Genomic DNA, 23,809 nt, shown 5'->3' on the forward strand with positions numbered 1-23,809 from the left:
TCCACGTTCTTCTCAGTGAGCAGATGGGCCGAGGTGCGCGTCGAGCAGCCGTCCGATCGCTTCCAGCGGCTGTCGTCGCGTCATCTCCACGTGCCCGCAGTCGATGTCGTACTCATGGATCTCGCCGCGGACGAACGGCGCCCAGGCCTTGGTGCCGGGGAGCGGGCTGGTGCGGGTGGCGTTGAAGAACACCACGTCCCCGGTGAACACCTCCCGCACCTCGTGGCTCAGGAACGCGGTCCGGTTGGCCATCGTCGTGGCGACCACGGCCGCGACCTGCTCGGCCTCCAGCATGCCGAGGACCGGTTCGTTGGCCCGCAGCAGCTCGATCAGCTCCTCGTCCGTGGCCGGCTCCGGGAGCCCGTCGGCGGTGCGGCCGAGCAGCAGCGCCAGGGCCCAGCGCCGGTCCGCCGGCCGCCGCCGCCCGGCCGGCGGGCGGGCGTCCAGCAGGGCGAGGGTGCCGACCCGCTCGCCCAGCGATTCGAGCCGGGCGGCGACCGCGTGCGCCAGGACCCCTCCGAACGACCACCCCATCAGGTGGAACGGGCCGTCGGGGTGCGCCTCGCGGATCCGCGCGACGTGGGCTGTCACCAGCTGTTCGAAGTCGGCCGGACCCGCGGTCGGGTTCAGCAGCTGTTCGGACTGCAGCCCGATGATCGGGCGCGACTCGCCGATGTGCGGCAGGATCCCGGAGAACGCCCAGGTCAGCCCGGAGACCGCGGGCAGGCAGAAGAGCGGTTCGCCGTTCCCCTCGCGCATCGTCAGCACCGGCACCATCGGATTGCTGCGCACCTGCGTCCTGAGGTGCTGCGCCAGCTGCGCCACCGTGGGACTGCGGTACAGGTCACGGATGGTGAGCCTGGTGCGGCCCAGGTTCAGCACCTCCTTCACCCGGCCGAGGAAGCGCACCGCCAGCAGGGACTGGCCGCCCAGGGCGAAGAAGTTGTCCTGCGGACCGACTGCGGGGACGTTCAGGATCTCGGCCATGAGCGTGCACAGCTCGTCGTCCAGTGCGGTCCCCGTCGTACCCGGTGCGGCATCCGGGCCGGGCGTCGCGGCCGCGAGGGCCTGCCGGTCCAGCCACCCGTCCGTGGTCCGCGGCAGCTCGGGCAGCAGCACGATCGCCGGTACCGAGGGGTCGGCCAGCCGGTCACGCAGCTGCGCCTCCAGCTCCCGGGCCGTCACCGTGGTGTCGGCGGGCACGACACAGGCGACCACCCGGCTGCCGTCCGGACCGTCCCCGAGCGCCACCGCGGCCTCGGCGACCTCCGGCCGGCCGGCCAGCTCGGCCCGCACCGCCCCCAGGTCCACCCAGGAGCCCCGCGACCGCACCCGCTCGTCCGACCGGCCGGCGTACTCCAGCCGACCGTCCTCCGAGCGACGGGCCAGGTACCCGGTGCGGAGCATCCGCAGCCCCGGCTCGACGGGGCAGTCCACCGCGTGTGCGGTCGTCGTCCCCGGCAGCTGCGCACGGCCGTCCGCCGCTTGGGGACCGGCCACGTAGAGCTCGCCCACCGCGCCCACCGGCAGCGGGCGCAGTGCCCCGTCCAGGACGAGTGCGCGCAGGCCCGCCGGCTCGACCGGCGCCCCGCCGTCCAGGGGTGCGTACGCGACCGGGAGGCCCAGGTCCATGACGCCGTACATCCGCTCCAGCCGCACCCCGTGGCGTGGGTGCCGGGCGTACCAGTCGGGCACCGGCCCGTCGGCCACCGGCCCGACGGCCACCGGCTCGTCAGCCACCACGACGGTCCGCAGCGCGAGGTCGGGCGCGAGTACGGCGTCCTGACGGACGAGCGCGCGGAAGGCCGACGCCGTCCGGGCGAGGACCGTCACCCGCTCCCGCTCCAGCAGCTGCAGCAGCTCCTGCGCAGTGGAGGTGGTGGGAGCGACGACCAGCGTGCCGCCGTGCGCCAGGCAGCCCCACAGCTCCCACAAGGCGAGCGCCGAGGCGGGGGAGTGGCTCCACACCCAGACGTCGTCGTCGCCGAAGCCGAACCGCTCGGCGGTGGCCTGTACGGCCGCGGCCAGGCCGCCGTGCGTCAGGGCGACGCCGGTGGGCGGCGTCGCGGAGCCCGGCGTCGCGGAGCCCGGCGTGCGGACGAGGTAGGCCGGGTCCGCGGGCTGCGCGCCGGGTGCCGCCCCGGCCGGCTTCCCGACCGTCAGGGCCGAGCGGTCCAGCACGATCCGGGGCAGGTCGAGTCCTGCGGGCAGCGAGTCGGCGGTGGCCGGGTCGACGACCACCGGACAAGGCCCCGTGAGCGCGAGCAGCGCCGCGATCTCCTCGGCCGGCGAGCCCGGATCGACCGGTACGCAGAGGGCCCCGCATTTGAGCACGGCCAGCATCGCCACGGCCAGCTCGACCGACCGGCCCAGCGCCACCGCCACCGCGGACCCCTGCCGGGTGCCGTGCTCGGCGAGCACCTGCGCGAACCGGTCCGCCATCGCATCCAGCGTGCCGTAGCCGACCCGCTCCCCGCCCGACACCAGCGCCACCGCCTCCGGCCGTCGCACCGCCTGGGCCGTGAACAGCTCCACCGGGGTGGCGGGCGGACGGCCAGCAGCCTGGCCGGACCACTGTGCCGACAGCTGCTCGCGCTCCCGGTCGTCGAGCAGCTCGATCTGCGTCAGCGGGACATCCGGGTCCTGGGCGACCGCGGCCAGGAGCAGCGCCGTGCGCTCCGCCACCGCACGGACCGTGCGGGCGTCGTACAGGTCGACGCTGCCGCCGACGGCAACCAGGAGCTCGTCCGGCGCCCCGGCCGGGTCGCGGCGGCGGGTGAAGCCGAAGGACAGGTCGAACTTGGCGATGCCGGTGTCCACCCGTTCCGTCCGTGTGGTCAGCCCCGGCAGCTCCAAGGCGTCATCGGCCTCGTCCTGAACGGTCATCAGCACCTGGAAGAGCGGATTGCGCGCTGCGGCCCGTTCCGGGTTGAGGGCCTCCACCACCCAGTCGAAAGGCACGTCCTGGTGCGCCCACGCCGCGGTGTCGGTCTCGCGCACCCGTAGCAGCAGCTCGCGGAAGGACCGGGCGCCGTCGGTGCGGGTGCGCAGGACCACGGTGTTGACGAAGAATCCGACCAAGTCGTCCAGGGCTTCGTCAGCCCGCCCGTCGACCGGAACGCCGATGGCCAGGTCATGGCCGGCGCCCAGGCGGTTCAACACGGCGGCTGTCGCCGCCTGGACGACCATGAACAGCGTCGTGCCGGTCTCCCGGGCGAGCTCGACCAGACGCGCGTGCACCTCGGCCGGACAGACCACCTGGTGGCTGGTGCCGCGGTGGGACGGGGCCGCGGGCCGCGGGTGGTCGGCCGGTAGGACGGTCTCCTCGGCCAGCCCGGCCAGGGCCTGCTTCCAGAAGGAGAGCTGGCGAGCCGCCTCGCTGCCGGGCGCGGCCGGATCGCCGAGGAACTCGCGCTGCCGGGCCGCGTAGTCGGTGTAGCGCACCGGCAGCGGCGCGAAGGCCGGCGCCCGTCCCGAAGCCCGGGCCGTGTACGCCGCGGCCAGGTCCCGGTACAGGGCCGCACGAGACGCCCCGTCGGTCGCCACGTGGTGGATCACCAGCAGCAGCAGGTGCCGCTCCGGGCCGACCCTCAGCAGGTGCGCCCGGAACGGCACCTCCACGGAGAGGTCGAACGGCACGTCACCGAGCCGGGCCAGGGTCTCGGGCACCTCGGACTCGGTGACCGGCACCAGCGGCAGGTCGATCCCGGCGGGGTCGAGCAGCCGCAGCCGCAGCTCACCCTGGGCCGCCTCGAAGACGGAGCGCAGGGTCTCGTGCCGGGCGACCAGGTCGGACAGGGCCAGCCGCAGCGCCGCCAGGTCCAGAGCGCCGTCCAGCCACACCGCCGTCGGCACGTTGTAGGTCGAGGAGGGGTGCTGCTGGTTCAGGAACCAGAGCCCCTGCTGCCGTACCGAGGGCAGCAGCCCCTGCTGCCGTTCCCCGCCGCTCACCCCGGTCGTCCCGCCAGGGCCGTCGGTGGCACCGGACTGCGCAAGCAGCGAGGCCAGGGCACGGACGGTGCGGTGCGTGAACAGGTCCCTGACCCGGACGGGGGCGGCGGCCTGCGGGAGTTCCCGGCGGAGCCTGCCCACCAGTCGAGTGGCGAGCAGCGAATCCCCGCCGAGCTCGAAGAAGTCGTCGGTGACCCCGGGCCGTGCTCCCCCGAGCAACTCGTGCCAGGCCTGTGCGACGACCCGCTCCAGCTCGGTGGCCGGCTCCTCGCGGACCTGGGCCGGTCCCGCGTCGACGGAGTCCGGGTCCGGCAGCGCCTTGCGGTCGATCTTGCCGTGGCTCTGCAGCGGCAGTCGGTCGAGCGTCAGGAACCGGGAGGGCACCATGTGCTCGGGCAGCAGTGCCTGCAGCTGCCGGCGCAGTTCGCCCGACGCCATGGGCCGAGCGCCCGGGAGGGCTTCCAGGTACGCGATCAGCTGCCGGGGCGCATCGGCGGGGTGCGGTACCGCCACCGCCTGCGCGATGCCGGGCAGTTCCCGCAGTGCCGCCTCGACCTCGCCCAGCTCCAGCCGGTGCCCGCGGATCTTGATCTGGTGGTCGCGGCGGCCGAGGAACTCCAGAATTCCGCCGGGCAGCCAGCGTGCGAGGTCTCCGCTGCGGTACATCCGTGCGCCGGGCGGACCGAAGGGATCGGCGACGAAGCGCTCGGCGGTCAGGGCCGCCCGGTCCAGGTAGCCGCGGGCCAGCCGCGCACCGCCCAGGTACAGTTCCCCGACGGTCCCGGGCGGCACCGGCTGCAGGTGGTCGTCCAGCACGTAGGCGCGGGCCCCGGGCAGCGGACGACCGATCGGGGTGGCGCCGTCGATGCCGTCGGCCGTGACCTGATGGACAGTCATACCCACGGTGGCCTCGGTGGGCCCGTAGTGGTTGAAGACTTCGCACACCCTGCGGGCGGCGAGCTGTGCACTCCACTCGGCGGCGCTGCCCTCCCCGCCCAGGAGCAGTGCGCGGCGCGGCAGCAGGCGCTCGACGTCCTGGGCGGCCCCGAGCGCGGACAGGTGGGACGGCGTCATCTTGAGGTAGTCGAAGCCCGACTCCTCCACCGCCGTGGCCAGCTCATCGCCGGTCAGGTGGCGGGGCAGCAGGTGCAGGGTGCCGCCGGTGGTCAGCGACAGGTACAGCATGGTCATGCTGAAGTCGAACGCCAGCGACTGCGACAGGCCGTACACGGCACTCGGCCGCAGACCCAGGCGCTCGCGGATGCCGCTCAGGTAGCCGACGATCTCGCGGTGGGCGACGGCCACGCCCTTCGGGGTGCCGGTGGAGCCGGAGGTGTAGATGACGTACGCGAGGTGCTCGCTGCCCGAGACCTCCGGGAGCGGCGCCTGATCGTCCGCGCTGTCCGGCTCGCCGAGCAGCTCGTCGACCCGCACCCGCTCACCGGGGAAACCCGCCAGCCGGATGCTGTGCTGAGCGTCGGTCAGCAGCAGGGCGCCGGAATCCGCCAGCAGCGACTGCAGGCGGGCCGTCGGCTGCGCGGGATCGAGCGGCACGTAGGCGCCGCCCGCCTTCAGCACGGCGAGGATCGCGGCGATCAGGTCGACCGAATCGTCCAGGCAGATGGCGACCCGGCGGTCCGGTGTGACACCGGCGTCCCGGAGGGTCCGCGCCAGCCGGGTGGTGAGCGCATCCAGCCGACCGTAACTGACGCGCTCGTCGCCGAACACGACCGCCGTGGCGTCCCGGTGCTCCCGGGCGGCGAGCGCCAACAGGCCGGCGAGGGTGGCCGCGGGTGCCTCGGGGAGCGGCTCGGAGCCGCTCCACGCCTCGACGTCGCCGCGCTCCGCGGCGGACAGCAGATTCGTGCTCCCGTAGCTGCTGTGCGGGGCATCGGCCATCTGTGCCAGGGCCAGCTCGTACCTGCTGCGCAGCGCGCTGAGTTGCCCCTCGGAGATCAGCGCCGCGTCGTAGCGCATGCCGAGGGCCAGCTCGCCGGTCGCGCTGTTCATGCTGAATGCGGCGCCGAAGGTGAAGTTGTTGTCGCCGGAGCCGGTGGCATCGAGCACCTCGATTTCGGGGTACTCGGCCAGCGACTGCTCCACGTGGAAATGGGTGTAGTTGAAGTAGGTGTCGAAGAGCACCGGACGGCCGACCTGTCGGCGGATCTGCGCCATCGGGAACCGCCGGTGCTGCTGGATGTCCGCATCCAGTCGGGCGGTCCGGCGGATCAGTTCGGCCCAGCTGGAGCCGTCCATCCGCATGCGCAGGGGCAGCGTGTTCAGGAACAGCCCCAGGCACTTGTCCGCGTCGCGAGCCTCGCCGCGGCCGTTGAAGACCGCGCCGGTCACCACGTCACTCGTGCCCGCGACGGCGCCCATCACCCGCAGGTGCGCGGCCAGCAACAGGGTGCGCACCGGCTCTCCGAGTTTCTCGGAGAGCCGGCGAAGCGCCTGGTTGAGCGGTTGTGGCAGGGGCTCGAGGCTGAACCCCATGGTGGGCAGGTGGGTGCCGGCGGCCTTGGCGGGAGCGCGGACGAACGGGGCGAAGGAGTAGCCGTCGAGGGAGTCGGCCCAGTAGTGGGCGGCCTGCGGATCCTTGACCGCCGCCCGTTCCAGCTCGACAAAGTCACGGAAGCGGTAGGCGAGGCGATCGTCGCGCGGGGCGTCGGGCTCGCGCAGCGCCCGGCCGTAGCGCTGCAGCAGTTCGACGAAGAGCGAGCGCTCGCTCCAGCCGTCCAGGATGGCATGGTGCCAGACCATATACAGCTGGACGGTGTTGTCGGTCAGCCGCTGCAGGTGGAAGCGGGCGAACGGCGCGCGGCTCCAGTCGAAGGGCGTCGACTGCTCCAGCACGGTACGGGTGGCCACCGCCTCCTCGTGTTCCGCCGCGGACAGGTGGCGCAGGTCCTCGACGGTCAGCGGCAGCTCGACGTGACGGTGCACCAGCTGCATAGGCTCGCTGAAGCCCTCGACGGAGAACGAGGTCCGCAGGATCTCGTGGCGCTCGAAGACCTGCGCCACGGCCGACTGCCAGGCCGCCGACGAGTAAGGCACCCGCAGCCGGTAGGTCCAGAAGTCGTGGTACTGACTGTGGCCGGTCGGCGACAGGTCACTGTGGAAGACCATCCCGAGCTGCAGCTCGGTCATCGGGTAGGCGTCCTCCAGGTCCTCCGGAAGCCGGGCCCGATCCGGTTCGCCGACCAGGTCGAAGGGCTCTCGCGTCGCCCGGGGCGATTCGGGCTGCGAGGACGTGGTCACCTCGGCGATCCGGCGTATGGTCTGACGGGTCAGCAGGTCGCCCAGCGAGAAGTCGAGACCGGCCTCGCGGGCCTCGGCCAGCACCCGGATGCTGCGGATGGAGTCGCCGCCCAGCGAGAGGTAGGTGTCGTCGATGCCCACCTGGGGCTGCTCCAGGGCCCGGGACCAGATCTGCGCCAGGGTGCGCTCGATGTCGGTGCGGGGCGCGGTGCGGGAGCGGTCCGCGGTCGCGGCCTGGCCGCGCGGATCCGGCAGCGCGACCTTGTCGATCTTCCCGTTGGTGGTGAGCGGAAAGGCGCTCAGCTCGCTGAAGACCGCCGGCACCATGTAGTCGGGCAGTCGGGCTGCCACGTGGGCGCGCAGGACCTCGTCGAGCGGGTGACCGTCCCCGCCCGCCGCAGCGCGTACCACATAGGCCGCCAGGTAGGGGTGCGCCTGGGCGTCCTGGCGGAGCAGTACCACTGCCGCTGCGACGCTCTGGTGCCCGAGCAGGGCGGCCTCGATCTCACCCAGCTCGATGCGGAACCCGCGCAGCTTGACCTGGTTGTCGATCCGGCCGCGGTATTCGAGCTCTCCGTCGGAGAGCACCGCGACCAGGTCGCCGGTGCGGTACAGCCGGTCCTCGAGGTGGGGTGCGAAGGGATTGCGGATGAAGCGGTCCGCGGTGAGCTCGGGGCGGTTGAGGTAGCCCTCGGCCAGTCCGGCCCCGCCGACGTGGAGTTCACCGGTGGCGCCGGTGGGCACCGGCTGGAGGTGCCGGTCGAGCACGTACAGGCGCAGGTCCGGGATGGCGGTTCCGATGACGCTGCCGCGCTCCGCGTCGAGGTCCTGCACGGTGATCGGCCGGTAGGTGACGTGCACGGTGGTCTCGGTGATCCCGTACATGTTCACCAGCTGGGGCTTTGCGTCGCCGTGCGCGGTGAACCAGTCACGCAGGCCGGAGAGTTCGAGCGCCTCGCCGCCGAAGATCACGTAGCGCAGGGCGAGGTCGGCGGGGGAGGTGCCGCTCTCCGCGTCGGCCCGGCTGAACTGGGTGAAGGCGGAGGGCGTCTGGTTCAGCACGGTGACATGCTGCTCGCGCACCAGTTGGTGGAAGGCAGCGGGCGTGCGGCTGGTCTCGTAGTCGACGACGACCAGGCGCCCGCCGTGCGCCAGCGCTCCCCAGATCTCCCACACCGAGAAGTCGAAGGCGTAGGAGTGGAAGAGCGTCCACACGTCGTCCTGGCCGAATCCGAACCAGGGCCGGGTGGCGGTGAACAGCCTGGTGATGGCGCGGTGCGGCACCAGGACGCCCTTGGGCCGACCGGTCGAACCTGAGGTGTAGATCACGTAGGCCAGGTCGTCGGGCGACCCGCACGGCTCGGGCGGCGAATCGGGCCAGGAGGCGAGCTCCTCCTCGTCGCGGGAGAGGTCCACGATCCGGCCGGTGAACGACGCGCGCTCGGCGACGGCGGCACCGTTGGCCACCATGATGCCGATTCCCGAGTCCTCGGCCATGTACTGCAGTCGCTCGGCCGGGTAGGCCGGGTCGAGCGGCACGTAGCAGCCGCCGGCCTTCAGGATCCCGAGGATGCCGACCAGGAGGTCGGGGGAGCGGTCCATGCCGAGGCCGACCATGATGCCGGGCCCCACACCCAGGCTCCGCAGCAGGTGCGCGAGGCGGTTGGCCCGACGGTCGAGCTCCGCGTAGCCGATGTGCTCGCCGCGGAAGGTGACGGCCGGCGCCTGCGGAGTGCGGCGGGCCCACTCGGCGAACAGCTCGTGGCACCTGTCGGACGTCCCGGCCGGCGCGACGGGTTCGGGCACCCAGCGCTCGTACTCCGCGTCGGTGAGGACGCGGAGCCCGCCGACCGGCACGTCCGGAGCGCTCACGACGGCATCGACGAGCCGGCTGTAGTGCTGCGCGAAGAGGCTGACCGTCTCCGCGGACAGCGCGTCGCTGCGGTACTCGATGGAGCACTCGACACCTTCGGCGGTCTGCACCGCGTCCAGCAGCAGGTCGAACTTGGCGGTGTCCACCTCGGGCGTCAGCTCGGCGACGTGGAGGCCGGGGAGGTCGAATGCCTGGTCACGGCCCTGGTGCAGGGTGAACATGACCTGGAACAGGGGTGAGGTGACGAGGTCCTGCGGCGCACCCGTGAGCTCGACGAGCCGCTCGAACGGGAGGTCCTGGTTCTCCTGGGCGTCGAGCATCGTGTCGGAGAGTGAGGTCAGGAGTTCGGCGAACGTGGGCTCGCCCGAGAGGTCCGCGCGGACCACCGTCGTGTTGACGAAGAGGCCGACGGTGTTCTCGAACTCCTCGTGGTGCCGGTTGGCCATCGGCACGCCGACGACGATGTCGTCGAGGCCCGTGTACCGGCTCAGCAGCACGTCGAAGGCGCCCAGCAGGCCGGTGAACAGCGTGGTGTTGGAGCGGGCGCACAGGGTGGCCAGGCCTCGCACGGAGTCGGCTGGGAGCGAGAAGTGGTGGACGGCACTCGGTCGGGACCCGGTGGTCGGTACCCGTCTCCGGGTGGCCGGGTGCTCGACGACGGGCAGCTCACCGGCGAGTTGGCCCCGCCAGTACTCCTCCTGCCGCTCCGCGGCCGGGCCGGCGAGCCACTCGTCCTGCCACTCCGAGTAGTCGGCGTACTGGAATTCGGGGTGCTCCTGGTCATCGGGCCGGCCGGCCCGAAGGAGTTCGTATCCCCGGGCGAGCTCGCCCAGCAGGACGCGCACCGACCAGCCGTCGACGGCGATGTGGTGCATGGTCAGCAGCAGCACGCGCTCCGTGTCGGACAGGCGCAGCAACGAGAACCCGGAAGAGGGGCCCGCCGTGGAGGTCGAACGGGCGGCTTCCTTCGGAGCTGAGCCACCGGCTGATGTCCGCCTCCGACCACCGGTCGGCCGGGTCCGTGGACCGGGCGTCCAGCACGTTCCAGCTCAACTTCTCGGTGCCGGAGACCAGTTGGACGAGCTCTCCGTCCTGTACGGCGAACCGGGTGCGCAACGCCTCATGGCGGTTTATCAACCCTTGAGCCGCAGTGAGAAACGCCGTCTCGTCCACTTCTCCGGTCAGCCGGTAGGCCACCGGAGTGTGGTAAGTGGGAGCGCCGTCCGCGAGCTCCTCGAGGAAGAACATCCGGCGCTGGGCGCGCGATGCCGGGAATGTCGAGACGGTTTCGTCCGAATTGGTCAAATGAATCGCATTCAACGGGGATCCCCCATGCCGGTGCCTGTCGGTTCGGATCTAAGCATTGATTGCGACTCCGACTCAATGCCCGTCCTGTTGGTCGGGCGTCGTCCGGAGTGTCGTGACTGTTTCGATCTCCTCGCCCCACCAGGGCGACCGGGCGCAGTTGCCGGCGTGTCCGGCCAGGCCAAATCAAATGCGGTCGTCTCGCATACTGAGACAATAGGTCGACCGGGAGGAGATTTGGTTGTCATGACCCGGTGGTTGGTGTGATCATCGTTCGGGCCCGTCGCTGTCGCACCGGGAAGGGTGATGCGAGCCAACTCAACGCGATGGTCAGCGAGTTCGCCGAATCCGCATGAGGTCGCGGGTGGTGCGGGCGCTGGCGTGTTCGCCTATGTCGGGCGGTGTGAGCTGCCGGTGCGTTCCGGGTGAGGGGTTCGGTCGTCGCCCTCGGTGTCCAGAATGTGGACATGGCGGATCGGGTGCTGGAAGAGCCTCAGGATGACGTCTAGGGTGTGGCCGGACGACGCATTCAAAGCTCTGCATCCAGTGCCCGACGGTCGTACTGCCATTCCGGGGAATGGCGCGAAGTGCGGTCACGGCTTTCCACTCCGCCAGGCGCGGTGAGCACGAGAAGTCGGTTTTCGGGGCCGGGTCGCCAATTGCCTCGGTGCGTAGGCTGCCTGGTCGGCCGAGCGCGTATACGAGGTCCGATCCAACACACACTTCAATCGCTTCTCAGCCGACGTGACGGCCCATCCGGCCGGAATTCGTCGGATGACGAGCGGTATGTCCGGCGACTCGATTCAGCGGGTCCGCCGACTGCGACGGCAGGCGAGAGCAGGGGCACGGGGATGACACAGACAGAAGCAGTTGCTCTGCGGCTTCGCGGACCGTTGGAACCGGCGGCTCTGGGTGCCGCTCTCGACGACGTGATGGTTCATTGCGCGTCGTCGGCCGAGCTCCGGATGAGCCTGGATCAGGTCGAGGAGCCCGACCTGCGGACCGCGCTGCGGGACGCCGCCGCCCGGTACGTTGCCGACAGCGGCGACACACCGGGCGTCCGGGCATCGCTGTTCCGGACCGGCACGCCGGAACATGTGCTGCTCCTGGTGCGCTGCCGCCCGGTGGAGGACCGCTGGTCGCTGGACGATCTGATCGGTGATCTCGGTCAGGCCTACGCGGCCCGCCTCGACGGACACACCGGAGCACTCCTGACGGCGGCCGGCGAAGGGCCTGGCAACGGAGCCCACCACCAGGAGCAGCTCACCTTCTGGCGCGAGGCACTGGCCGGCGTTCCGGAGCAACTGGAGCTGCCCACGGATCGCCCGCGGCCGGCCGAGCTGAGCCGCCGTGGCAGTGTCGTCGAGCGGTTGATCTCCCGCGAGGCGCACCAAGGACTGCTGGCCCTGGCGCAGGTGAGCGCCACCACACCCCTCATGGTGGTCCAGGCCGCCCTTGCCGCGCTGCTGACCAGGCTGGGCGCGGGTACGGACCTGCTGATCGGTACGACCGCGCCGCTCGACGGTACCCGGAGCGGCCGGCTGCGAGGCCTGGCCGGCAACCCCGTGGTGCTGCGGACCGACACCACGGGCGACCCCACCTTCCGTGAGCTGCTGGACCGGATCCGCCGGACGGATCTTGCCGCCTTCGCGCACCGGGAGGTGCCGTTCGAGCGGGTCGTCGAGGCAGCCGGCCCCTCGCCGACGGCCTCCGCGCACCCGCTGTTCCAGGTCCGGCTGGACGTCCGCTCCGACGCCGACCCGGTCCGGGACTTCGGTGCGGCCACGGTCGAGATCGAGCCCGTCGACCTGCTGGCCGTCAGGACCGACCTCGCCTTCCTGGTCCGCGAGCGGCGGGACGCGAACGGGGAGCCGAGCGGCCTGTCGCTCGGCCTCGACTGCGCGGCGGACCTGTTCGACAGCGGCAGCGCCGACGCGCTGACCGCGCGTCTGGAGCGGGTCCTGTGCGCCGCGCTGAGCGCCCCCGATCAGCGGATCGGACAGCTGGAGGTGCTCGACTCCGTCGAGCGTGAGCGGATCCTGCGGGTCTGGAACGACACGGCCCGCCCGGCGCCGACCGCGGCATCCATCCAGGAGGCCTTCGCCGAACAGCTCCGGCGCACCCCCGATGCCGTCGCTGTGAGCGCCGGCCCGACGGCGTTGTCGTACACCCAGCTCAACGCCCGGGCCAACCGGCTGGCGCACCGTCTGATCGACCTGGGTGTGCGCCCCGAGACCTGTGTCGCGGTGCTCCAGCAGCGGTCGATCGAGCTGGTGGTCTCGATCCTCGCGATCGTGAAGACCGGCGGCACCTACGTGCCCCTGCACACCGGCTACTCCCCGGCGTGGATGCAGCTCGTGGTCGAGGAGACCCGCGCCGCGGTGATCCTCACCGACCGGGCGATGGGGCAGCCGGGCTTCGACCACTCGGGCGTGGTGGTGGTGGTGGTCGACGACGAAGCGGCCGACGAATCCGCCGACGGGGCGGCCGCCGACGGGGCGGAGACCGATCCGCCGGTCGCCGGTCACCCCGAGCAGCTCGCGTACGTGATGTACACCTCCGGTTCCACGGGCGTCCCCAAGGGCGTGGGCATCACCCACGGCGACGTACTGGGCCTCGCGTCCGACACCTGCTGGCACCCCGGTTCGGGACCCTGCAGCTCCGAGCGGGTACTGCTGCACTCGCCGTACGCCTTCGACCCCTCGACCTTCGAGCTGTGGGCCCCGCTGCTGCACGGCCACCAGATCGTCGTCGCACCACCGGGCGACCTCGACAGCCGTGAGCTGGAGAAGGTCATGGTCGAGGGCCGGGTCACCGGCGCCCTGATCGTCTCGGGACTCTTCCGGCTGATGGCGGAGGAGTGCCCGGAGGCGTTCGCGGGGCTGCGCGAGGTGTGGACCGGCGGCGATGTCATCTCACCGACCGCGGTGCGGCGGGTGCTTGACGCGTGCCCCGACACCACCGTCACCGCCACCTACGGGCCGACCGAGATCACCCTGTGCGCCACCAGACTGCGGCTGCGCGAGCCGCAGCGGGTCGGCGAGACCGTGCCGATGGGTGCGCCGATGGACAACACCCACACCTACGTCCTCGACGAGCACCTCAACCCGGTCCCGCCCGGCGTCCCCGGTGAGCTGTACATCGCCGGCGCCGGCCTGGCCCGGGGCTACGTCAACCGCCCGGGACTGACCGCGGAGCGCTTCGTCGCCGACCCGTTCGGGCCGGAGGGGACGCGGATGTACCGCACCGGCGACCTGGTGCGCTGGTCCCCGGACGGCCACCTCCTCTTCATCGGCCGGGCCGACGGCCAGGTCAAGATCCGCGGCTTCCGGGTGGAGACCGGCGAGGTGGACGCCGTCCTCGCCCGCCACCCCGACCTCGCCCAGGCGACGGTCGGCGTGCGCCCCGACCCGCTCGGCGACAAGCGCCTGGTCGCCTGGGTCGTCCCCGCCGCGGGCGCCGATGTCAGGGCTGACACGCTGCGCGAGCACGTCGCGAGCCTGCTGCCCGCCTACATGGTGCCGACCTTCGTCCTGCTGCCCGCGCTGCCGCTCACCCCGAACGCCAAGGTGGACCGCGCGGCGCTGCCGGACCCCGACTTCACCCCCGGGGTCGACCGGCGGCCCGCGCGGACGCCACAGGAGGAGATCCTCTGCCGACTGGCCGCGGACATCCTCGGCCTGCCGCACGTCAACCCTGACGACAACTTCTTCGAGCTCGGCGGCCACTCCCTCCTGGCGACCCGCCTGCTGAACCGGATCCGGACCGCCCTCGACTGCGAGCTGGGCATCCAGGCGCTGTTCACCACCCCCACCATGGCCGGCCTCGCCGGCCGGCTCACCCGGCCCACGGCTGCCCGGCCGCCCCTGCTGCCCCGCGACCGGCACGACGACCAGCCCCTGTCGCCCGCCCAGCAGCGGCTGTGGTTCCTCGACCGGCTGGACGGGCCGAGCCCGGCCTACAACATTCCGTTCGCGATCCGCCTCACCGGGCCACTGGACGTGGACGCGCTGCGCCGCGCCCTGGACGACGTGGTCGCGCGGCACGAGAGTCTGCGCACCGTCGTGCACGAGGTCGACGGCGAGCCGGTCCAGCGGGTCCTTGCTGCGGAGGGCCTCGCCCCCGTCCTGGGGACGGTCGCGGACATCGATCCGGCCGAGGCCGGCCCGGTGGCCGACCGGGTGGCCCGGACCGCCTTCGACCTCACAGCGGACCTCCCGATCCGTGCGGCGCTGTTCCGGCTCGACCCGCACCAGCACCTGCTGGTCGTCGTCCTGCACCACCTGGCCGGCGACGGCTGGTCCCTGTCCCCACTGTGCCAGGACCTCGGCACCGCCTACGCGGCGCGCACGGCCGGTGCCCGCCCGAGCTGGGAGCCGCTGCCCGTCCAGTACACCGACTACACCGACTGGCAGCGGCGGCTGCTCGGCGACGAGGACGACCACGACAGCCTCGCGAGCCGACAGCTGGCCTTCTGGCGGACGGCCCTCGACGGCATCCCCCAGCAGCTCGACCTACCCGGCGGCCGTCCTGCCGCCGACGGCATTGCAGACGGGTCCCAGGTCGTCGAGCATCAACTCGGCGCAGAGCTGCACGGCCGGCTGACCGCGCTGGCCCGGGAGAGCCGCAGCACCCTGTTCATGGTGGTGCAGGCGGCACTGGCCGTGGTGCTGACCAAACTCGGCGCGGGGACGGACATCCCGATCGGGGCACCCGTCTCAGGGCGCGCCGACGAGGCCCTCGACCCGATGGTCGGCTTCTTCGTCAACACCCTGGTGCTGCGCACCGACACCTCCGGCGACCCGACCTTCCGGGAGCTCCTCGACCGCGTCCGCACCCACGACCTGGCCGTCTACGCCAACCAGGACCTCCCCTTCGACCGGGTCGTGTCCGCGGTGGCCCCGGACCGGGCCGCCGGCCACAACCCGCTCTTCCAGGTCGCGCTCGCCTTCGACAACGTCACCGAACCCGACCTGTGCCTGCCTGGCCTGCACGCCGACGGACGGGTGCTCAGCACCGGACGGCCCAAGTGCCGCCTGTGGCTCGGGGTCGAGGAGACCCACGACGAGTCGGGCGCGCCCAGCGGCATGCGCCTGCTCGCCGAGTACGCCACCGCGCGGTTGGACGCCGCCACGGCCGCAAGCATCATGGAGCGCCTCGAACGGCTGCTCCGTACGGCCGCCGAGACGCCGGACCGGCGGCTGAGCCAGGTCGACCTGCTCGCGGCCGAGGAGCGCGGTGCGCTGGTGCGCGCCGGAACCGGCCCGCACCGCGCGCTGCCGGACGGCACCCTGATCGACCGCTTCGAGGCGCATGCAGCCGGGACTCCGCAGGCCATCGCAGTGGTGGACGCGGAAGGGGAACTGTCCTACGCGGAGCTGAACCTGAGGGCGAACCGGCTCGCCCACGCACTGATCGCCCGTGGCCTGGGGCCCGAGGACGTCGTCGCGATGGGCCTGACCAGGTCCGCGCAGCAGATCGTGACGATCCTCGCGATCTGGAAGGCGGGCGCCGCCTACCTCCCCGTGGATCCGGCCTACCCGGCCGAGCGGACCGCCTACATGCTCCGGGACGCGCGGCCGCAGCTGCTGATCGTGGACGGTGCCACGGCCCCCCTGGGCGAGCTGGCCGACGTGCCCGTCCTCCTGGTCGACGGCTGCGACACCGACCGTTTCCCCGCCACCGACCCCACCCAGGCCGACCGGCGCAGCCCCCTGCACGCGGACCACGCCGCGTACGTCATCTACACCTCCGGGTCGACCGGCCGGCCGAAGGGAGTGGTGGTCAGCCACCGCGGCATCCCCAACACCGCCGCCGCGGCGGCCGACCACCTCGGCATCACCGCCGCCGACCGGGTGCTGCAGTTCGCCTCCCTCAACTTCGACGCGTCCGTGTGGGAGATCGCCTCCACCTTCACGGCAGGCGCAACCCTCGTCCTCGGCCCCCGGGACCGCACCGAACTGGGAGCGGCGTTCGCGCAGTTCCTCACCCGCAGCCGCGTCACCCATGCGACGCTGTCGCCCGGCCTGCTCACCTCGATCCCCGTCGACGCCGGCGTCGACGAAGGACTGACGGTGGCCGTTGCGGGCGAGGCGCTCCCCGCCGAGACCGCGGTCCGTTGGGCACGCGGCCGGCGCCTGCTGAACGCCTACGGCCCGACCGAAGCCACGGTGTGCGCCACCGTCAGCGCTCCGCTGAGCGGCTACGGCACGCCACCGATCGGCCGTCCCATCCAGAACACCCGCGTCCAGGTGCTGGACACGCATCTGACACCGGTTCCGGTCGGCGTCGTCGGCGAGGTGTACATCGCGGGCCTGGGCCTGGCACGGGGTTACCTGGGCCGGCCTGGTCTGACCGCCGAGCGGTTCGTCGCCGACCCGTCCGGGGAGCCCGGCAGCCGGATGTACCGGACCGGTGACCTGGCCCGATGGACCGAGGAGGGAGACCTGGAATTCGTCGGCCGGGCCGACCGGCAGGTCAAGATCCGCGGCCATCGGGTGGAACTGGGGGAGATCGCCGATCGGCTCAACCAGCACCCCGCCGTCAGCGACTCCGTCGTCAGGCTCCGCGCAGACGGCGCGGGGAACTCCGGCTTGTCGCCTACGTCCTGGTCGCGCCCGACGGGGGCGCCGACCCCGCGGGACTGCGCGAACTGGCCGCGGCGGCGCTGCCCGAGTACATGGTCCCGGCCGGGTTTGTGCTCCTCACCGCGTGGCCGCTGACGCCCAACGGCAAGCTGGACGAAGCCGCCCTGCCCGACCCGGACCTGGAACGGCCGCAGACCGGCCGGCTGCCGCGCAACGCGCGCGAAGAGGTCCTGTGCAGGCTCTTCGGCGAGATCCTCGGGCAGGCCACCGTGAACATCGACGACGACTTCTTCCTCCTCGGCGGGCACTCGCTGCTGGCCACCCGGCTGGTCGGCAGGATCCGGTCCGAGCTGAAGCTCGAACTCTCGGTGCGCACCCTGTTCGCCCACCCCACCGTCGCGGGCCTCGCGGAGCAGCTGCAGAGCGCGAACGCGGCCGGCCCACGGCCCCGCAGCCGCCGCGGCCGACAGCCCTGACCCCACCGGACCCACGGTTCCACCCGCAGAGAAGACGGAGCAGACCATGACCAACCCGTTCGAAGACGAGAGCGGCCCTTACCTGGTGCTGGTGAACGAGGAGGGCCAGCACTCGCTGTGGCCCGCGTACATCGCCGTTCCGGCCGGATGGACGGTCGCACTGGCGGCCGCCCCCCGCTCCGAGTGCCTGGCCCACATCGAGAAGAACTGGGTCGACATGCGTCCGCTGAGCCTGGTGCACGCCACCGCAGCCCGGACCGGCGCGGGCCGCGCATGATCTTGGACCCGACGGGAGAGGCCGACTTCGGCGACCCGGACCTGTACGCCACCACCGCTCGCCATGCCATGTGGGCCTCCCTCGCCGCCGCCGACCGCGTGGCGTGGACGGGACCCGGATCGTCGCCGAGCGGCTTCTGGTCGGTCTTCTCCCATGAGGCCTGCGGCAAGGTGCTCGCTCCCCAGGCACCCTTCACCTCCGAGTACGGGATGATGATCGGCTTCGACGCCGAGCACGCCGACCGCGCGGGCGGCCGCATGCTCGTGGTCACCGACGGCGACCGGCACTCCCGGCTGCGGCGCACGATCGGGCCGTTCCTGTCCCGGGCGAAGGCCGCCGCGCTCCACTCCTCCATCGAGGCCGAGACCCGGGCCCTGCTCGCGCTCGAACGGGATGAGCCGGTGGTCGACGTGGCGGCCGAAATCGGCCCGGGCATCCCCGCGGCTGCCGTCTGCGAGATCCTCGGCGTCCCGCCCGAGGACCGGGACTACCTCATCGGGCTGACCAACCACGCCTTCGCAGGCTCGGACGCCAGCTTCGACGAGATGACGCCGTCAGAGGCGCACTCCGAGATCCTCCTCTACTTCAGCGACCTGATCGAGGAACGCCGCAGCGCTCCGGGGGAGGACCTCATCAGCGCACTGCTCCAGGACCCGGGACTCAGTCCGGACGAAGTGCTGATGAACTGCGACAACGTGCTGATCGGGGGGAACGAGACCACCCGGCACGCTGTCATCGGCGCCTTCCATGCCGCAGCGGACAACCCGGACTTCCTGCCCGCGCTCGTCGCGGACGCCGAGCTGATCGGCACCGCCGTGGAAGAGGTCATCCGCTGGACCTCGCCCGCGATGCACGTGCTCCGGGTGGCCACCGAGGACGTGACGATCGCGGGGCAGACGATCGAGAAGGGGGCGGCGGTCGCCGCCTGGCTGCCCGCGGCCGGCCGTGACCGCCGGGTCTTCGAGGACCCCGACCGGTTCGACTTCGCCCGGCGGCCCAACCGCCACCTCGGCTTCGGAGTCGGAACCCATCACTGCCTCGGCGCGGCCCTGGCCCGGGTCGAGCTGGCCATCCTGCTCCGGGTGCTGGCCGAGACCGTGACCGAGGTCGCGGTGGCCGAGGAGCCGCAGTGGCTGCGGTCCAACCTGGTGCAGGGCTACCGGCAGCTGCGCGTCGGCCTGAAGTGGAAGGAATGACCGTGCCACGCACCGCCACCAGCCCGTTCAGAAGCAGGACGTTCCGATACCTGTTCCTCGGCCAGGCCATCTCCATGGCCGGCACCGGGATTGCGCCAGTCGCACTGGCGCTTGGGATCATGAAGCAATCGGGCTCGCCGTCGACTCTGAGCATCCTCCTGATCGCCCAGACGCTGCCGACGCTCGTGCTGCTCCTGGCCGGCGGCGTCTGGGCGGACCGACTGCCCCGCCGACGGATCCTGATGACCTGTCACCTCGTCAGCGGTGCGGCGCAGGCGGGGACCGGTTACATGCTCATCACGGGCGCGTTCAACCTGCCGACCGCCGTCGGTCTCCAGATCGCCTTCGGAGTGTCGCGGGCGTTCTACTTCCCCGCCTCCACCGGCATGACCCAGGAGACCGTCGAGGAGCACCAACTCCAGTCCGCCATCGCCTACATGTCGCTGACCCGCAGCCTGGCCCGCTCCATCGGCCCACTGCTGGCCGGCACGATGGTGATCACCATCGGCGGCGGCTGGGCGCTCGTGGCCGACGCGATCAGCTACGCGGTTGCCGCGGCACTCCTCGGCCGGATCGGTTCGGCCTTCGTCCGAAGCACACCGACCAGGTCCCTCTGGCGCGACTTCGTCGACGGCTTCGACACCGTCCGCAGCCGGGGCTGGATCTGGCAGACCATCGTGGTGTTCTGCGCGGGCAACGCCCTGCAGGCGGGACTCCTGGTCCTGGGACCGGCCATCCTCGGGGTCGACCACCGGGGCGTCATCGCGTGGAGCACGGTCATGGCGGCCATGGGAATCGGAGCCGTGGTCGGCGACCTGGCGGCCACGAAGTGGCGTCCCGCCTTCCCGATGGTCGCCATCAGGCTCCTGTCCCTGCTGTTCGTCCCGCTCCCGATCCTGATCGTGACCGGCCTGCCCGTGTGGGCTCTGGCCGTCGCCGCGTTCGCCGGGGGAACCGCCTCCACCCTGGCCGACACGGTCTGGCTGGCCTCCCTCCAGGCGAACCTCAGCAAGGAGCTCATCTCGCGGGTCAGCTCCTACGACTGGATGGGGTCCCAGGCCCTGCGGCCCGCCGGGCTCGCCGCCGCCGGCATGTTCGCGCAGCACTCGTCCTCCGCGATGCTCCTTACGCTCACGAGTTGCCTCTTCCTCTGCGCGCTCGTCAACCTCCTCCCGGCCGAGGTGCGCACGATCATGAGCAGCCCCGCCGTGCCGAGCGGTTCCTAGGCTGCCGCCCTCGCCGACGTTTGCCCTCCCCCAGCCTGGCGGCCGGGAGGTGCCCCCACGCCGCGGCGTCCGGTGCGTGCGATCGCAAGGCGGCCGGAAGCCCTTGTACTGGGTCGTACCTGGGCTTTCGGCCAACGCAGCGAGCGGCCCGCCGACGATCGCATCGACGTGGTCGGCGTCCGGCACGCCTCCCCGAGGGAACGGGACGTCCTGCACGGCGCCGACCTGATGGTCCACCCGGGCGAGCGGCTGGCGGTGGTCGGCCCCTTGGGGGCCGGAGAGTCCACCCCGGGCCGGTCTGGCCGGCCGGAGCGCAGGTGCCGCGCACCGGAAGTCCTGGCACGGCGCCCGACCGCGCACCTCACCCGTCCCGACCAGGAGGAAAGGAACTCCATGCACTCAGCACCACCGCAGACGGCCCGGCAGTGGGTCCGGCCGATCCCCGGCCGGACCCAGCCCGGCGGCCTCCGGCTCTTCTGCTTCCCGTACGCCGGGGCCGGTGCCTCGGTCTTTCGGGAGTGGGGCGCCGGACTCCCGGAGGGGGTCGAGGCGCTCGCCGTGCAGCTGCCAGGCCGGGAGGATCGAGCCTTCGATCAGCCGATCACGGATCTCGACGAGTTGCTGGAGGCGCTCGTCCCGGCCCTGCTCCCGTACCTGGACCGGCCGTTCGCCTTCTTCGGCCACAGCATGGGTGCCGTCGTCAGCTGGGAGCTGGCCCGCAGGCTCCAGCGCGAACGGGGGCTGGAGCCGGTCCGAGTCGTGGTGTCCGGCTGCGGGGCACTGCCGTTGCACGAGTCACGGCCGCTGGATCAGCTCGACCTCTCCGACGAGGAGCTGGTCAATCAGCTCCGCCGCCTCAACGGCACGCCCGAGGAGCTGCTGGAGAACCCGGATTTCGTCACCTTCATCCTGCCGACCTTCCGGGCGGACCTCTCCCTGTGCGCCGGTTACGTCTACCACCCGGGCGAGCTGCTCAACTGCCCGGTCTCGGCCTTCGGCGGCAGTGCGGACCCCCGGGTCAGCGAGGAGCACGTCAAGGCCTGGGCGGAGCTGACCACCGGCCGGACCGAGGTGGAGATCTTCCCCGGCGGTCACCTCTTCCTCAACAGCGAGCGGGAGAACGTGCTCCGGAGCATCTCCCGGGCGCTCCGGGCCGTCGGTCACTGACCAGCAGGCCGCCGAGCGGGCCCTTGAGGAGTTCGCCGCCTCGGAGCTGGGGACCCGCTGTCCGGCCGTGGTGTGGATCTGGCAGGCAATGTGAGCCCCGGGTCCCTGGCTGACGGTGTGCAGCTCTCCCCAGGGCTCTCCCTCGGCCGTAGCGGGCGCGCGCTGGTCTGCGGGGCGGGGTTGGCCGCCGTCCCGCTGGCGGCACCGCGCAGGCCCGCGACAATCGGAACAGTGGTTCGGGGACAGCTTCCGGTGGCGAGAGGCGCCCTTCCACAAGAGGTTTCGAGGAGGAGCGCCATGAAGCAGACTGAGAAGATTCCGGAGACGTTTCTCGGCATCGGTTACACAAGAGACCGAGCCGGGTTGCCGCTCGAGGCGGTGCGTGTTCCCGTCCCGCAGCCGGCGGCCGACCAGGTGCTGATCCGCGTTGCCGCCTCGTCGCTCAACCCCTTGGAGTACAAGCTGGCCGACCTCAATTTCATGGGACGGACGCCCCCTGTCGTTCTCGGTCTTGACCTGGCGGGCGTGGTGGTCGCCGTGGGCCGCGAGGTGAAGGGCGTGGCCATCGGCGACGCGGTGGCTGCCATGGCCGATTTGAACGGTGATGGCGGCTGGGCCGCAACGGGCGGGAACGGAGGCGAGGGCGGGTATGCCCTCGCCCTCCAAACCCTCACCGTTTGCAAGCCACCATCGGTGAGCTTCCGCGATGCAGCGGCACTGCCGATGGCCTTCCTGTCCGCCTTCGCAGGTCTTTACCGGACGGTCCAGGCCGGCGATACGGTCTATATCCCGGGTGGTGGGGGCGGCGTCGGGCATCTCGCCGTGCAGATGGCGGCGCGTTCCCTGGAAGCCGGACTGGTCATCAGCAGCGGCAGCACACCGCAGTCAATCTCACTGGCCCGGCAGTCCGGCGCCCACCACGTTTTCAATTACAAGCGCGACGACATTGCCGCCGAAATCGCCAAGCTGACCGGTGGCCGGGGTGTGGACCTCGTCTTCGACGCCACCTACAGCGAGCAGGGATTCGTCGAGACCGCGAAGGCCGTCCGGCGGGACGGCAGTTGGATCGTGCTCGGCGTCGGGCCCGGCAAGACGACACGTCTGGTCGAAACACGCAGCCCGGTAGATGCCATTCTGGCCGACCGTGGCGTCAAACGTGGCGACGTCAATCTGCTGCGTTACTTCTCCGAACCCGCCACGTTCGACGGGGAGGCGCGCGCCTTTCTCCAGCGCGGTATGGCTCTGGCGATGGAATGGGCGACGCAGGGACTTGTGGTCCCGCACATCGGCCAGACAATCGACAGCACCGTCGAGGCCATCAATGCGGGACTGCAGTCGATGAGGGCGGGCCGTGGCCCAGGGGGCAAGGTGGCGGTGATCGTGGATCGGGACCTGGCCCTGAGCGCTTCGTCTGAGCCTGGATCCACCGATCGGTGATTGGGCGAGGCGAGGTTCAGTACACCGCGTTCACCGGCAAGGCCGGGCGCTACCAGACCACCGCGCGGCTGCTGGTCCGGCGGGTCAGACGCCTCAACGACGCCCACGTGCCCGAGGGGCAGGGCGAGTTGTTCACCGTCTGGCGCTTCCACGCGGTCTTCACCGACCAGGTGCTGCCGCGGGTCGAGGCCGAAGCCGACCACCGTCGCCACGCGGTCTTCACCGAGCAGGTCTTCGCCGACCTCGAGGACTCGGCGTTGGGCCGTCTGCCCTCGGGGAAGTTCACCGCGAACGCGGCCCGGCTGACCCTGGCCGCCCTCGCCCACAACCTGGCCGCCCTGGCCCACTCCGCAACGGAAGGCGCCGCACCCCAGGCCGCACCCCTGACATATGTCATGGGTCGTCGAGGCGCGATCGCACTACTGGGCGGAGGGTGCCCGCGCCCACGATGGTGCCCATGGATACCGAGCAGCCGGCACCCGCACCGGCCCCCGTCCCCGCTTCCGCCCCCGAGACATCGTCCCCCGCCCAGCACCCCGACGGCCGCCGTGCATTTCGCACCGTGCGGTGGCTCGTCGGCGGCTACCTGGGGCTGAGCGTCGCAACACTCGCCGTTGCTGCCGCGCTGCACGGTGACGCCGGCGCGGTCAATGCCGCGGTGTGGATCCGCGGCACCATCGTCGTGGCCAGTGCCCTGCTCACCCGGGCCTTCGCGGCCCGTGCCGCACGCGGGTCGCAGCGTGCCTATCTGCGGCTGCGCATCGTGACCGGCGTCATGGTGGCCGCGATCGCCGCGATCCTGGCTCTGCCCGGCACCTTCCCGCTGTGGATGAAGATCGAGCAGGCGGCCTGCGGGCTTCTGCTCCTGGGTGTCGTCGCGGTCGTCAACAGCCGTCGCGTCCGTGCCCTCTTCGTGGGCCGCTGACGCCGCCGCGGCCGATGACGCCGATGCCGTGGACCCCGCCGAAGCACCCGCGATCGACCCGCCCGGCGAATCCCGCCGGGCGGCCCCCGTACCCGTCGGCGAGCCGTCAGCCCGGCCCGCCGACGGTTCGG

At 71.9% G+C, this 23,809-nt stretch carries 10 protein-coding genes and 1 pseudogene; 9 read left to right on the plus strand and 2 right to left on the minus strand.

The window, feature by feature from the left end; all coding sequences use genetic code 11:
- Positions 1 to 12: 12 nt before the first annotated feature.
- Both AB0761_RS34255 and AB0761_RS34260 read right to left on the minus strand, forming a co-directional pair.
- Positions 13 to 9,999, minus strand: coding sequence for an amino acid adenylation domain-containing protein (locus AB0761_RS34255; protein WP_377273148.1), 9,987 nt, complete (start codon positions 9,997 to 9,999; stop codon positions 13 to 15).
- A gap of 13 nt (positions 10,000 to 10,012) precedes the next feature.
- Positions 10,013 to 10,402 (minus strand): annotated as a pseudogene (locus AB0761_RS34260) (condensation domain-containing protein); the annotation flags it as partial.
- Between the two features lie 950 nt (positions 10,403 to 11,352).
- On the opposite strand from AB0761_RS34260, the gene AB0761_RS34265 reads away from it, so the two are divergent.
- The 9 genes from AB0761_RS34265 (at position 11,353) to AB0761_RS34305 (ending at position 23,678) form a co-directional block, all read left to right on the plus strand.
- The gene (locus AB0761_RS34265; protein WP_377273149.1) at positions 11,353 to 17,109 is read left to right on the plus strand and encodes an amino acid adenylation domain-containing protein; all 5,757 of its coding nucleotides are present in this window, start codon (positions 11,353 to 11,355) and stop codon (positions 17,107 to 17,109) included.
- Positions 17,085 to 17,450 (plus strand): phosphopantetheine-binding protein, encoded by a 366-nt coding sequence (locus AB0761_RS34270; protein WP_377273150.1) that lies wholly within the window; start codon positions 17,085 to 17,087, stop codon positions 17,448 to 17,450. The genes AB0761_RS34265 and AB0761_RS34270 overlap by 25 nt, the downstream gene beginning before the upstream one ends.
- Positions 17,451 to 17,496: 46 nt before the next feature.
- Entirely contained in the window at positions 17,497 to 17,727 is a 231-nt protein-coding gene (locus AB0761_RS34275; protein ID WP_377273151.1) for an MbtH family protein, read from the plus strand.
- The gene (locus tag AB0761_RS34280; protein ID WP_377273152.1) at positions 17,724 to 18,923 is read left to right on the plus strand and encodes a cytochrome P450; all 1,200 of its coding nucleotides are present in this window, start codon (positions 17,724 to 17,726) and stop codon (positions 18,921 to 18,923) included. Before AB0761_RS34275 ends, AB0761_RS34280 begins: the two co-directional genes overlap by 4 nt.
- Positions 18,920 to 20,149 carry an MFS transporter gene (locus AB0761_RS34285; RefSeq protein ID WP_377273153.1) on the plus strand — a complete coding sequence of 410 codons (1,230 nt, stop codon included), beginning with the start codon at positions 18,920 to 18,922 and terminating at the stop codon, positions 20,147 to 20,149. The genes AB0761_RS34280 and AB0761_RS34285 overlap by 4 nt, the downstream gene beginning before the upstream one ends.
- Before the next feature lie 393 nt (positions 20,150 to 20,542).
- Complete coding sequence (locus tag AB0761_RS34290) at positions 20,543 to 21,316, plus strand: thioesterase II family protein (RefSeq protein WP_377273154.1); 774 nt, start codon at positions 20,543 to 20,545, stop codon at positions 21,314 to 21,316.
- 297 nt (positions 21,317 to 21,613) lie between these two features.
- Positions 21,614 to 22,753 (plus strand): zinc-binding alcohol dehydrogenase family protein, encoded by a 1,140-nt coding sequence (locus AB0761_RS34295; RefSeq protein WP_377273155.1) that lies wholly within the window; start codon positions 21,614 to 21,616, stop codon positions 22,751 to 22,753.
- On the plus strand, positions 22,750 to 23,349 hold the full coding sequence (locus AB0761_RS34300; protein ID WP_377273156.1) for a hypothetical protein: 600 nt from the start codon (positions 22,750 to 22,752) through the stop codon (positions 23,347 to 23,349). Before AB0761_RS34295 ends, AB0761_RS34300 begins: the two co-directional genes overlap by 4 nt.
- The gene (locus tag AB0761_RS34305; RefSeq protein ID WP_377273157.1) at positions 23,316 to 23,678 is read left to right on the plus strand and encodes a hypothetical protein; all 363 of its coding nucleotides are present in this window, start codon (positions 23,316 to 23,318) and stop codon (positions 23,676 to 23,678) included. Before AB0761_RS34300 ends, AB0761_RS34305 begins: the two co-directional genes overlap by 34 nt.
- Positions 23,679 to 23,809 lie beyond the last annotated feature (131 nt).

Source organism: Peterkaempfera podocarpi (assembly GCF_042466665.1).
GTDB lineage: Bacteria > Actinomycetota > Actinomycetes > Streptomycetales > Streptomycetaceae > Peterkaempfera > Peterkaempfera podocarpi.